Annotated in this window: 11 protein-coding genes; 8 read left to right on the top strand and 3 right to left on the bottom strand. The window is 73.2% G+C overall.

Annotation, left to right across the window (positions count from 1 at the left end):
* Positions 1-5: 5 nt before the first annotated feature.
* The gene (locus ACIRPX_RS32015) at positions 6-1,019 is read left to right on the top strand and encodes an SAM-dependent methyltransferase (RefSeq protein WP_404201773.1); all 1,014 of its coding nucleotides are present in this window, start codon (positions 6-8) and stop codon (positions 1,017-1,019) included.
* A gap of 40 nt (positions 1,020-1,059) precedes the next feature.
* On the opposite strand, the gene ACIRPX_RS32010 is transcribed toward ACIRPX_RS32015, so the two are convergent.
* Positions 1,060-2,211: an NADH-quinone oxidoreductase subunit D gene (locus ACIRPX_RS32010; RefSeq protein ID WP_404201771.1), complete on the bottom strand. Its 1,152-nt coding sequence runs from the start codon at positions 2,209-2,211 to the stop codon at positions 1,060-1,062.
* A 32-nt stretch (positions 2,212-2,243) separates the two neighbouring features.
* Here ACIRPX_RS32010 and ACIRPX_RS32005 point away from each other — a divergent pair, with 32 nt between their 5' ends.
* Entirely contained in the window at positions 2,244-2,756 is a 513-nt protein-coding gene (locus ACIRPX_RS32005; protein ID WP_404201769.1) for a PH domain-containing protein, read from the top strand.
* The gene (locus ACIRPX_RS32000; protein ID WP_404201767.1) at positions 2,753-4,195 is read left to right on the top strand and encodes a PH domain-containing protein; all 1,443 of its coding nucleotides are present in this window, start codon (positions 2,753-2,755) and stop codon (positions 4,193-4,195) included. The genes ACIRPX_RS32005 and ACIRPX_RS32000 overlap by 4 nt, the downstream gene beginning before the upstream one ends.
* A gap of 33 nt (positions 4,196-4,228) precedes the next feature.
* Here the strand turns inward: ACIRPX_RS32000 and ACIRPX_RS31995 are convergent, their stop codons facing one another.
* A complete protein-coding gene (locus tag ACIRPX_RS31995) occupies positions 4,229-5,773 on the bottom strand; it encodes a hypothetical protein (protein ID WP_404201765.1) in 1,545 nt (514 codons plus the stop codon).
* 135 nt (positions 5,774-5,908) lie between these two features.
* On the bottom strand, positions 5,909-7,036 hold the full coding sequence (locus ACIRPX_RS31990) for an alpha/beta hydrolase (protein WP_404201764.1): 1,128 nt from the start codon (positions 7,034-7,036) through the stop codon (positions 5,909-5,911).
* A gap of 223 nt (positions 7,037-7,259) precedes the next feature.
* On the opposite strand from ACIRPX_RS31990, the gene ACIRPX_RS31985 reads away from it, so the two are divergent.
* The 5 genes from ACIRPX_RS31985 (at position 7,260) to folK (ending at position 11,928) form a co-directional block, all read left to right on the top strand.
* Positions 7,260-9,131: a phosphatidylglycerol lysyltransferase domain-containing protein gene (locus ACIRPX_RS31985; RefSeq protein WP_404201762.1), complete on the top strand. Its 1,872-nt coding sequence runs from the start codon at positions 7,260-7,262 to the stop codon at positions 9,129-9,131.
* 177 nt (positions 9,132-9,308) lie between these two features.
* A complete protein-coding gene (gene folP / locus ACIRPX_RS31980) occupies positions 9,309-10,214 on the top strand; it encodes a dihydropteroate synthase (RefSeq protein WP_404201760.1) in 906 nt (301 codons plus the stop codon).
* A complete protein-coding gene (locus ACIRPX_RS31975; protein ID WP_404201758.1) occupies positions 10,211-10,714 on the top strand; it encodes a nuclear transport factor 2 family protein in 504 nt (167 codons plus the stop codon). Before folP ends, ACIRPX_RS31975 begins: the two co-directional genes overlap by 4 nt.
* A 246-nt stretch (positions 10,715-10,960) precedes the next feature.
* Complete coding sequence (gene folB / locus ACIRPX_RS31970; RefSeq protein WP_404201756.1) at positions 10,961-11,320, top strand: dihydroneopterin aldolase; 360 nt, start codon at positions 10,961-10,963, stop codon at positions 11,318-11,320.
* Positions 11,317-11,928, top strand: a complete 612-nt coding sequence (gene folK / locus ACIRPX_RS31965) for a 2-amino-4-hydroxy-6-hydroxymethyldihydropteridine diphosphokinase (RefSeq protein WP_404201754.1) — start codon at positions 11,317-11,319, stop codon at positions 11,926-11,928. The genes folB and folK overlap by 4 nt, the downstream gene beginning before the upstream one ends.
* Positions 11,929-11,964: the final 36 nt, after the last annotated feature.

Raw genomic sequence — 11,964 nt, 5'->3', positions numbered from 1 at the left:
GGCCGGTGACGGAAGAGACATCTGGCCACCGGCACGGCTGGCGGACGGCGGCCCGGACGGCCCTGTACGGCCCCGGCGGCTTCTATCGCGGGCCGGAGGGCCCGGCCGGGCACTTCCGTACGTCGGTGCACGCCTCGCGCCTGTTCGCCGGGGCCGTCGCGCGGCTGCTGTGCCGGGTCGACGCGGCCCTGGAGCGGCCCGCGTCGCTCGCCTTCGTCGACATGGCCGCCGGCCGGGGCGAGCTGGCGGCCGGCGTGCTGGCCGCGCTGCCGGCCGACGTCCTCGCCCGCACACGCGCGTACGGCGTCGAGATAGCCGGCCGCCCGGACGGCCTGGACGAGCGGATCGAGTGGCTCGCCGCACCGCCCCGGGGCGTCACCGGGCTCCTGTTCGCCAACGAGTGGCTGGACAACGTCCCCGTGGACGTCGCCGAGGTGGACGCCGCGGGTGTGGCACGCCGCGTGCTCGTACGGCGGGACGGGACGGAGCGCCTCGGGGAGCCCCTCGGCGGTGCGGAGGCCGACTGGCTCGCCCGGTGGTGGCCGCTGCCGGCCGAGGAGGGGCTGCGGGCCGAGATCGGCCTGCCCAGGGACGAGGCGTGGGCGGACGCGGTCGCCTCGCTCCGCCGGGGGCTCGCGGTCGCCGTCGACTACGGGCACACGCTGGACGCGCGCCCCCCGTTCGGGACGCTCACCGGCTTCCGCGCCGGGCGGGAGACGAGGCCCGTGCCCGACGGGTCGTGCGACATCACGGCGCATGTCGCCCTCGACGCGTGCGCGGCGCACACGGCCGCGCACGGCCTTTCCGCCGCCCGCCTGCTGAACCAGGGCGCCGCCCTGCGCATCCTTGGGATCACCGGCGCACGCCCCCCGCTCACGCTGGCGTCCACCCAGCCCGCCGCGTACGTACGCGCTCTGGCGAGCGCGGGCGAGGCCGCCGAGCTCACCGCTCCCGGCGGCCTGGGCGACTTCGGCTGGCTGCTCCAGCCGGTCGGCATCGCGGACCCGCTCGCCGAGTGAGGCCGCCCGCACTCCCGCCGAGGGGGGCCGCGAGCCGGCGCTACTTGTCGATGTCCCCGACCACGAAGAACATCGACCCCAGGATCGCCACCATGTCCGCGACCAGCGTCCCCGGCAGCAGCTCCACGAGCGCCTGGATGTTGTTGTACGAGGCCGAGCGCAGCTTCAGCCGGTACGGGGTCTTCTCGCCCTTGCTCACGAGGTAGTAGCCGTTGATGCCGAGCGGGTTCTCGGTCCAGGCGTAGGTGTGGCCCTCGGGCGCCTTCAGGACCTTGGGGAGCCGCTGGTTGATCGGCCCCGGCGGCAGGTCGCCGAGCCGGTCCAGGCAGGCGTCGGCGAGGTCCAGGGCGACGTGGGTCTGCTCCAGGAGCACCTCGAAGCGGGCGAGGCAGTCGCCCTCCTGCCGTGTCACCACCTTCAGGGTGTCCTGCAGTTCGCGGTAGGCGAGATACGGCTCGTCGCGGCGCAGGTCGAAGTCGACGCCCGAGCCCCGCGCGATCGGGCCGCTCACGCCGTACGCGTGCACCGCCCCGGGCGTCAGGGCCCCCACGCCCCGCGTGCGCCCGCGGAAGATCTCGTTGCCGAGCACCAGGTCGTCGAAGCGGTCCATGCGCGAGCGCACCGCGGCGACGGCGGCACGCGCGCGCGTGCTCCAGCCCGCCGGCAGGTCCTCCTTGAGGCCGCCGACACGGTTGAACATGTAGTGCATCCGGCCGCCGGAGACCTCCTCCATGACGTTCTGGAGGACCTCGCGCTCCCGGAAGGCGTAGAAGACGGGTGTGATGCCGCCGAGCTCCAGCGGGTAGGAGCCGAGGAACATCAGGTGGTTGAGCACCCGGTTGAGCTCCGCCAGCAGCGTGCGCGTCCACACCGCGCGCGTGGGGACCTCCATGCCGAGCATGCGCTCCACGGCGAGGACCACGCCCAGCTCGTTCGAGAACGCCGACAGCCAGTCGTGGCGGTTGGCGAGCATGATGATCTGGCGGTAGTCGCGCGCCTCGAAGAGCTTCTCCGCTCCCCGGTGCATGTAGCCGATCACCGGCTCCGCGTGCACGATCCGCTCGCCGTCCAGCACCAGGCGCAGCCGCAGTACGCCGTGGGTGGACGGGTGCTGCGGTCCGATGTTGAGCACCATGTCGGTGCTCTCCGCGGCGCCGCCGATACCGACCGTGGTCTCCGTCGTAGGAGTCATGGAACCCAGTCTCTCCTACGTACGCTGGCGGTATGGAAACGGGGAGCCCGCCGAGCGCGGAGACCACGGGGGACGAGACGGCGGAGCCGGCCTGGATCGGGCTGCCGCCCGGACTGCTGCGGATGCGCCGACTGCTGCTGGTGGTCTGGCTGGGGCTGCTCGCCCTCGCCCTGGGCCTGCTGCTGGGGCTGCTCGCCGGGCCCGCCTGGGCCGCCTTCGCGCTGCTGCCGCCGGCCCTGGCGGTCTGGGGCTGGGTGCTGCTCGGCCGCAACTGGCGCTCCTGGCGCTACACCGAGCGCGCCGACGACCTGCTGATCAGCAGAGGCGTGCTGTGGCGCGAGGAGACCGTCGTGCCGTACGGCCGGATGCAGCTGGTCGAGGTGACCTCGGGGCCCGTCGAACGGCACTTCGGGCTGGCCAGCGTGCAGTTGCACACGGCGGCCGCCGCGACCGACGCGACCATCCCCGGCCTCGACCCGGCCGAGGCGGAGCGGCTGCGCGACCGGCTCACCGCACTCGGCGAGGCCCGATCGGCGGGCCTGTGACCGCGCCGGGCGTCGAGGACGCCGTTGGCGAGAAGGAGCCGGTCGCCGAACGGCGGCTGCACCCGGTGACACCCCTGAGGCGGGCGTGGGCGCCGGTGGCCGTCGTCATCGGGTGGGCGGTGCACGACCCCGACCAGGCACAGCGGCAGCTGACCAGGCTGACGGCCACGACCCTGCTGATCGCGGTCGCCGTCCTCGTCCCGGTCGCCGCCCTGTACGGCTTCATGACCTGGTGGTTCACGCACTTCTCGGTGACACAGAGCGAACTGCGCATCCGTACCGGCCTGTTGTTCCGGCGCACCGCGCACATCCGGCTGGAACGCATCCAGGCCGTGGACGTCACCCGGCCGCTCCTCGCGCGCGTGGCAGGCGTCGCCAAGCTCAAGCTCGACGTCATAGGGACCGACAAGAAGGACGAGCTCGCCTTCCTCGGGGAACGCGAGGCGCGTGCGCTGCGCGCGGAACTCCTCGCGCGCGCCGCCGGGTTCGCGCCGGAGACGGCGCACGAGGTCGGTGAGGCACCGGCGCGCGTGCTGCTGCGCACGCCTCCGCTCGACCTCGCCGTCTCCGTCGTGCTCACCGGCGCCACCTGGGGCTCGCTGCTCGCGGCGCTCGTCGTCCCGCCGCTGCTCTGGCTGGCCACTCACAGCGTGTGGACGGTCCTCGCGACGGGCGTGCCCCTGCTGGGCGCGGCGGGCGCGAGCAGCGTGGGGCGGTTCGTCGGCGAGTACGACTGGACGGTCGGAGAGTCGCCGGACGGATTGCGCATCGACCACGGACTGCTCGACCGTTCGCACGAGACGGTGCCGCCCGGCCGGGTGCAGACCGTGCGGATCGTGGAGCCGCTGCTGTGGCGGCGGCGCGGTTGGGTGCGGGTGGAGCTGGACGTGGCCGGATCGTCCAACTCCGTGCTGGTGCCGGTGGCCCCGCGGGCGCTGGCCGAGTCGGTCGTCGCACGCGTGCTGCCCGGCGTGACCGTGCCGGCGGCCGTGTCCCGCCCCCCGAAGCGGGCCGGGTGGTGCATGCCGCTGTGGTGGCGGGGGCACGGACTCGCCGTCACCGACACGGTGTTCGCCGCCCGGCACGGGCTGCTGAGCCGGAACCTGGCGCTGGTGCCGCACGCGAAGGTGCAGAGCGTACGGCTGGCCCAGGGGCCGTGGGAGCGGCTGTGGCGGGTCGCCGACCTCCATGTGGACACCGGGGCCAACAAGACCGTGACGGCCCGGCTGCGGGACGCCCGGGAGGCGGCCGAGCTGCTGCGGGCACAGGCCGAGCGGTCCCGCACGGGACGCAGGGACGCCCGCCCGGACCGCTGGATGGCGCCGCGGGCCGACGCCGGCGGTGCCGCCGCCGTCGACGGCGCCGGAGCTGGAACGGGGCGCGGGACCGGGACGGGGAGCGGGAGTGGGACGGGGGCACAGGAAAGCCGGCGGCCGTAGGACCGCCGGCTTCGGGACTGCGGGAGCGCAGGGTCAGGACACCGCGCTGCGCAGCCCCTTTACGTCGATGTGCTCGGTCTCGTCGTGAGCCGTCAGGTCGATCACCTGGCCGGCGCCGCGCGTCTCCTCGTCGGCCGGCTTGAACTCCGCCTCGGTGTCGGCCTTGTGGACCGCGAGTGCCTCCTCGCCGACCACGTCCGCGAGGTCCTCGTTCTGTACGGCCTCGATGTCCTGCGGGGACGGCTCCGCCTTCGTACCGAAGAAGTCGAACCCGCCCTCGACCGCCGGGCGCGCGGGCGTCGCGGGCACCACGGCCACCGCGGTCGGTGCGACGAAGTGCCCCGCGGGCTGCTGCGCGGACGGCGTGGGCCGGGCCGGAGTGGTGGCGGCCGCGCGCTCATGCCCGTCGACCGCCACGGGCTGCCCCTGCGCCTCGTCCTCCTGCGCCACGGGCTGCCCCTGCGCCTCGTCCTCCTGCGCCGCGGGCCCGGCGGCGCCGTCCACGGCGGCCTCCGACGCGATCGGAGCCGGCTCGGTCGCGGGGGCGGGGGCCTCGCTCGTCGCGGCGGCGGCCTTCGCCTTCACCCGCTCGCGCCTGCGGGACCTGTCGCCCTTGGGACCGTCGCCCTTGGGCGAACCGTCGTCCTCGGGCGCGGGTCCGTCCTCGGTGTCCGAGGAGTCGCCGGCCGGAGCGTCGCCCGCCGGTGAATCGCCGTTCGGGGAATCGTCGTTCGCGGCGCCGGTCTCCGGGGCGTCCGCCGGCGACGCGTCCTCGCCGGAAGCGTCGTCCTCGCCGGAAGCGTCGTCCGCGGCGGAGGCGACGTCCGCGGAGCCGTCCTCGCCGGACGACCCGTCCGCCGTGTCCGCGTCCCGCGCGGCGCCGTCCTCGTCCTCGTCGAACCGCTTCAGCGCCGCCTTCGCCCGCAGGAACAGCTGCGACCCCTCCGGGGAGAAGACCGTGCCGCCCTCCGCCGGCTCGTCGCCGTCCCCCGTGTCCGCCGTTCCCGCCGTCTCCTCCGCGTCCGCCGAGGCAGCCACAGCCTCGGTCTCCGCGGCCTCGACGTCCGCGTCCGTGTCCGCCGGCTCCTGCGTCGGCGCGGGCGGCAGCGCAGGTGCCGGCGCGCCCGTCTCTATCTCGAGCAGGCGGCGGCCCTCCAGGGCGCTCGCACGCTCGGTCTCGGCGGTGGCGTACCGCCGCAGCAGCGCCGCGTGTTCGTTGCGCAGGCCCGCCAGTTCGGCACGCTTGGCCCGCAGCCGCTGCTCCAGCTTGGCGCGCAGCTCGCGCGACTCCTCGAGGTCGGTCTCCAGCTCGGCGACCCGCTCCTCGTGGCGCCACTCGTCGCTCGCACGCGCGCGCGTGAGGTCGGCGACCTGTTTGCCCGCCTGGGCGTCCCAGCGGCGCATGACGGCCGCACCGACGACCGCCGTCGCCGCGGCTCCCGCGGCGATGACACGGAGCACGGCCTGCTGCGTGAAGACCCACGGGCCGAAGGCGCAGACGAAGGAGACGCCTGCGATCGCCGACGGGGGAAGCAGTCTGTGCAGGGGCGGGGAATGGCGGTGACGTCCACGTGGCATGGCCAGAAACTTACCGCGCGTAGGCGCCCCTTGGTGCCCCGCCCCGCAAAAACACAGCCATACCGAAACGTTCACACGGCATCAGGAATTGACCGGCGTCGAATTCGGCAAGATCGACATCTTCCGAAACCCCTGTCACCTGTCGCTCAGCCGCCCGCTGATCCACTGCAGCGTCGCGGGAATCTCCCTGCGCCAGGTGTTGAAGTTGTGACCGCCGCTTTCCAGGATGATCGACGAGATCCGCGTGACCTTCGTGGCCTGCACACGCTGTATGAACTTCAGCGTCGCCTTGTAGTTGGATTCCCCGATCCGGCTGCTGGTGACGAGCAGCGAAGTGTCGGGTGCGCGCAGATGGCTGAGGCACCACCACAGATCGGCCCGATTGCGCAGCGCCTTGTTCCCGCCGAAGAGATCGCCCGTGGTCGGGTCGATCGGCGCCTTGTAGTACGGCGACAGGCCCGCCCCGGCGGTGTACGACCCGGGGTGGTGCATGGCGAGCTTCAGCGCGCAGTAGCCTCCGGTGGAGTCGCCGATGATGCCCCAACTGCCCGGTTTCCTGCCCACCCGGTAGTGCGCGAGCATCGCGTCGGGCAGGTCCTTGGCGAAGAATGTCTCCGTCTGCGGGCCGCCCGGAACGTCCACGCACTCCGTGTCCCTCGGCGGCGCCACGGTGGGACGCAGCATCACCAGGATCATCGGCTGCATACGCCCGTCCTTGGCGAGCTCCTGGGCGGTGCGCGGATAGTGCAGTTTCGTCACGAGCGCCTCGGCGGTGCCCGGATATCCGGTCAGTACGACGGCGGCGGGAAATGTACGCGCGCGGTAGCGCGCCTGGAAGTACTCCGGCGGCAAATACACGTACGCGGGGGTGGCGATGTGGGTCGTACGGCCGACGATGTCGACCTTCTGGATCTCACCGCCGGCCGCCGGCGCGGGCCCGCCGGCCCCGCGCACGCCCGCCGTGTCGAGCACCTCCAGCGGGCCGCCCGAGCCGCCGAGCGCCGTGTGGTTGACCACGACACCCTGGTCCTTCTCCTGCCCGAACAGGTCCGCCCAGCTGGCGTAGAACCCGAAGGCCTGGTTGGCCGCGAGACCGACCGAGGCGAAGAGGGCCACCTGGGTGCCGAGCAGCAGGCCGACCCGTCCGCCGACCGCCCGCCAGTGGCGGCGGGCGAGGCGCGGCCACAGCCACACCGTGCCGATGAACAGCAGCACGGCGCACGCGACCGCCACACACAGCACCTTGTTGCTCGTAAGACCCATGACCAGCTTCCTGCCTGCGGTTTCGCCCGGCTCCCCCGCGCTTTCGCAGGGGCTTGTCCGGGACTTTCCCCGGCCTTTGAAACGCCTTTGAGAAGCGGAGTGAACCTCTCCTCGCGTGACACCGTCCTAGAGGGCGCAATGTCGCCGGATGCCCGAATCGGTACCGGATCCAAGGTCTCTCGCAGAACTACGGGATGCGATGTCTGTCAGGACAGATGAGGAAATGTCGGGTGGGGTTCCCGCCCGATCACGCAGCGCGCGGCGCGTATTCCGTGGTCCGCGCCCTGAGGCCGTTCCCGTCCTGGTCGCCAGGGCGTGCGCCGTCGTCGGTCTGCTGGACGTCGCGGCGGGGGTCTTCCCGCGCTTCCGGCACAGCCGTATGCACACGCTCGCCGAGGTGCTGCCCGGCTCGTTCGGCCCGTTCGCGGCCGCGCTGTCGCTGAGCGCCGGCATTCTCCTGCTGCTGCTCGCGCACGGCCTCAGGCGCGGCAAGCGCCGGGCCTGGCGCGCCGCGGTGGCCCTCCTCCCGGCAGGCGCCGTGGCGCAGTTCACGTACCGGCACTCGGTCGTCGGCGTGCTCATCTCGCTGGTTCTGCTCGCCCCGCTGCTGCGCCACCGCGACCAGTTCGCGGCCCTGCCCGACCCGCGCAGCCGCTGGCGCGCGCTCGCCAACTTCGTGCTCATGGGCGCCGGTTCCCTCGTGCTCGGACTGGTCATCGTCAGCGTCCACCCGGACCGCATGGTCGGCGACCCGAGCCTGGCCGACCGCATCACGCACGTGCTCTACGGCCTGTTCGGCTTCGAGGGCCCGGTGGACTACCAGGGCAACACCTCCTGGACGGTCGCCTTCTCGCTCGGCGCCCTCGGGCTGCTCACCGCCGTGACGACCATTTACCTCGCCTTCCGGCCCGAACACCCGGCGGCGCGCCTGACGGAGGACGACGAGGCACACCTCCGGGCGCTTCTGGAGAAGCACGGGCGCCGCGACTCCCTGGGCCACTTCGCGCTGCGCCGCGACAAGGCCGTGGTCTTCTCGCCCAGCGGCAAGGCGGCGGTGACGTACCGCGTGGTGTCCGGTGTGATGCTCGCCAGCGGCGACCCCATCGGCGACGTCGAGGCCTGGCCGGGCGCCATCGAGCACTTCATGGACGTCGCCAAGGCCCACTCCTGGACGCCCGCGGTGATGGGCTGCTCCGAGACGGGAGGCGAGGTGTGGACCCGCGAGACCGGCCTCGACGCCCTCGAACTCGGCGACGAGGCGGTGGTGGACGTGGCGGATTTCTCCCTGACCGGCCGCGCGATGCGCAACGTGCGCCAGATGGTCAAGCGCATCGAGCGCGCCGGTTACGAAACCCGGGTACGTCGTGTCCGTGACGTCGGCGACGCCGAGCTGGCGCGGATCCGCCAGGCCGCCGACGACTGGCGCGGCACCGACACCGAGCGCGGCTTCTCGATGGCGCTGGGCCGCATCGGCGACCCCTCCGACGGCGACTGCCTGATCGCCACCGCCCACAGAATCGACGGGGCGGCGCGAAGCGCCTCGGGCAGGGCGACGGTGGGCGACGGGCGGGCCGACGCGGAGCCGGGAGAGTACGGCGACCTCAAGGCGATCCTGCACTTCGTCCCGTGGGGCGCCGACGGCGCCTCGCTGGACCTGATGCGCCGCGACCGTTCGGCCGATCCCGGCATGAACGAACTCCTCATCGTCGCGGCGCTCCAGGCGGCTCCGAAGTTCGGCATCACGCGCGTGTCGCTCAACTTCGCGATGTTCCGCTCGGCGCTCGCGCGGGGCGAGAAGATCGGCGCCGGACCGGTGCTGCGCGCCTGGCGCGGACTGCTGGTGTTCCTCTCCCGCTGGTTCCAGATCGAGTCCCTGTACAAGTTCAACGCCAAGTTCCAGCCGCGCTGGGAGCCGCGCTTCGTCGTCTACCGCGCCTCCGCCGACCTGCCGCGCATCGGCTTCGCCGCCATGCAGGCGGAGGGCTTCGTCGACCTGGCCGTGGCGCTGCCGCGCTTCCTGCGCCGCCGCAAGCCCGCCCCGCGCGCGTGCCCGCACGCCCACGCCCTCGCGGAGCACGACGCACGCGCCGCGTGAGCGACGGCTCCTGACCGACGGCGCCCGGCCGCGCGCCGGCCGGGACAGGCCCGGACGGACGCCCCGCCCCTCCGGCCCGGGGAGGGCTTCCGTCCGGGCCGCGGCGTCTTCGCACCGCACCCGGGGCCCGGTGCTGCGGCCGGAAAGATTTGCCGGCCACAGCACTAGGCTGAACGTATGAGCAAGCAGAACGGACGTGGCCGCGTCGCCGGCCTCCCGGAGTGGGACCGCTGCGCGGTCATGGGGGTCGTGAACGTCACACCCGACTCCTTCTCCGACGGCGGCCGCTTCTTCGACACCACGGCGGCCGTCAAGCACGGACTCGACCTGATCGCCGAGGGCGCCGACCTGGTGGACGTCGGCGGCGAGTCCACCCGGCCCGGCGCCACCCGCGTCGACGAGGCCGAAGAGCTCAAGCGCGTCATCCCGGTCGTCCGGGGGCTCGTCTCCGAGGGCGTCACGGTCTCGGTGGACACCATGCGCGCCTGTGTCGCCGAGCAGTCCCTCGCGGCCGGCGCCGCCCTTGTCAACGACGTCAGCGGCGGCCTCGCCGACCCGGCGATGATCCCGGTGGTGGCGCAGACGGGCGCCCCCTTCGTGGTCATGCACTGGCGCGGCTTCCTGGAGGGCGGCAACGTCAAGGGCGTCTACGCCGACGTCGTCGCGGAGGTGGTGGACGAACTGCACGCGCGCGTGGAGGCCGTCCTGGCCGGCGGCATCGCCCCCGACCGCGTCGTGGTCGACCCGGGCCTCGGCTTCTCCAAGGACGCCGAGCACGACCTGGTGCTGCTCGCCCACCTCGACCGCCTGCTCACCCTCGGCCACCCGCTGCTGGTCGCGGCCTCCCGCAAGCGGTTCCTCGGGCGCGTGCTCGCCGGGCCCGAGGGCGCGCCGCCGCCCGCCCGCGAACGCGACGCCGCGACGGCCGCCGTCTCCGCGCTGGCGGCCCAGGCGGGCGCGTGGGCGGTGCGCGTGCACCAGGTGCGCGCGACGGCGGACGCCGTCCGCGTGGCGCGCGCCGTGGAAGGAGCGCGCTCCGCGGGACACGCGCCGGGCGCACCCGGCACCGAAGGAGTCCGGTGAGCGCCCCCCACACCGACGTCGAGCAGGTCGAAGCCGCCAACACCGCCTTCTACGAGGCCATGGAGCGCGGTGACTTCGAGGCGGTCTCCGAGCTCTGGCTGGCCCCGTCCGACCTGGGCGTCGACGAGGAGTTCCACGACCCGGCCGACGTCGGTGTGATCTCCTGCGTGCATCCCGGCTGGCCCGTGCTCACGGGCCGCGGCGAGGTCCTGCGGTCGTATGCGCTGATCATGGCGAACACCGACTACATCCAGTTCTTCCTCACCGACGTGCACGTCTCCGTGACCGGCGACACCGCCCTGGTGACCTGCACCGAGAACATCCTCAGCGGCGGCCCGGCGCCCGAGGGCGGCGACGAGCTCGGGCCGCTCGTCGGTCAGCTGGTGGTCGCCTCGAACCTCTTCTGCCGCACCCCCGAGGGCTGGAAGCTCTGGTCCCACCACGCCTCGCCCGTCATGGCGGAGAACGACGAGGCCGAGGAGGACGAGACCCCCACCTGAGTGGGTACGCGCCCCGCAGGGACCAACACGTGGTTGGAATCACAGCCCCATGGGTAGGGGCGGCTACCAACCCGTGAGCCGCCGGGTTCCCCAGGGGAAACACGCGATGAAACTCCTGGTTCCGGCTCAGGCCATGCCCCCGCGGCCCGGTCCTGTCAGTGCCCGCAGGTAGATTCGTTCGAGGCCGGTGTGCCGCCCGCACACGGTACGTACCGGCCGTCACCGACGATTGCAGGAGTGATTCGCGTGGATCGTGTCGCGTTGCGCGGCCTGAGGGCCCGCGGGTACCACGGCGTGTTCCCCAGGGAGCGCGAGGAGGGCCAGACCTTCATCGTGGACCTCGCCCTCGGCCTGGACACCCGTCCGGCCGCCGCCGACGACGACCTGGCGAAGACCGTGCACTACGGCATCGTGGCGGAGGAGGTCGTCGCCGTCGTCCAGGGCGAGCCCGTCGACCTCGTCGAGACGCTCGCCGAGCGCATCGCCCAGGCCTGTCTGAAGCACGAGGGGGTCCAGGAGGTCGAGGTCTGCGTCCACAAGCCGGACGCACCGATCACCGTCCCCTTCGACGACGTGACCGTCACCATCACCCGGAGCCGAGTATGACCGCGTCCTTCACCGCGGGTCAGAGCGACCCGACCGTACAGCCGGTACCCGCCTCCGTCGTGGCACAGGTGGATGCCGCCGACACGACGCTGCACAACCCGAAACGGGCGGTGATCTCCCTCGGCTCGAACCTCGGCAACCGCCTGGAGACCCTGCAGGGCGCCATCGACGCGCTGGAGGACACCCCCGGCGTCCGCGTCAAGGGCGTCTCGCCGGTCTACGAGACCGAGCCCTGGGGCGTGGAGCCCGGCAGCCAGCCGTCGTACTTCAACGCGGTCGTCGTGCTGAAGACCACCCTCCCGCCGTCCTCGCTCCTGGAGCGGGCCCACGCGGTGGAGGAGGCGTTCCACCGGGTCCGGGACGAGCGCTGGGGCGCCCGCACCCTCGACGTCGACATCGTCGCCTACGCCGACCTCGTCGCCGACGACCCGCACCTCACGCTCCCCCACCCCCGGGCCCACGAGCGCGCCTTCGTCCTGGCCCCCTGGCACGACCTCGATCCCGACGCCCTGCTGCCCGGCCGCGGTTCCGTCGCCGATCTCCTGGGCGCCGTCACGCGCGCGGGCGTGACACCGCGCGCGGACCTGGAACTCCACCTGCCCGAGTAGTCGTTAAGGTCAGGACGACCACTGTCTGCGGTACGG

Source organism: Streptomyces sp. NPDC101225 (assembly GCF_044767585.1).
In the GTDB taxonomy this organism is placed as follows: Bacteria; Actinomycetota; Actinomycetes; order Streptomycetales; family Streptomycetaceae; genus Streptomyces.
The sequence above is the reverse complement of the archived record's forward strand: the minus strand, read 5'-3'. Positions and strand labels throughout refer to the sequence as shown.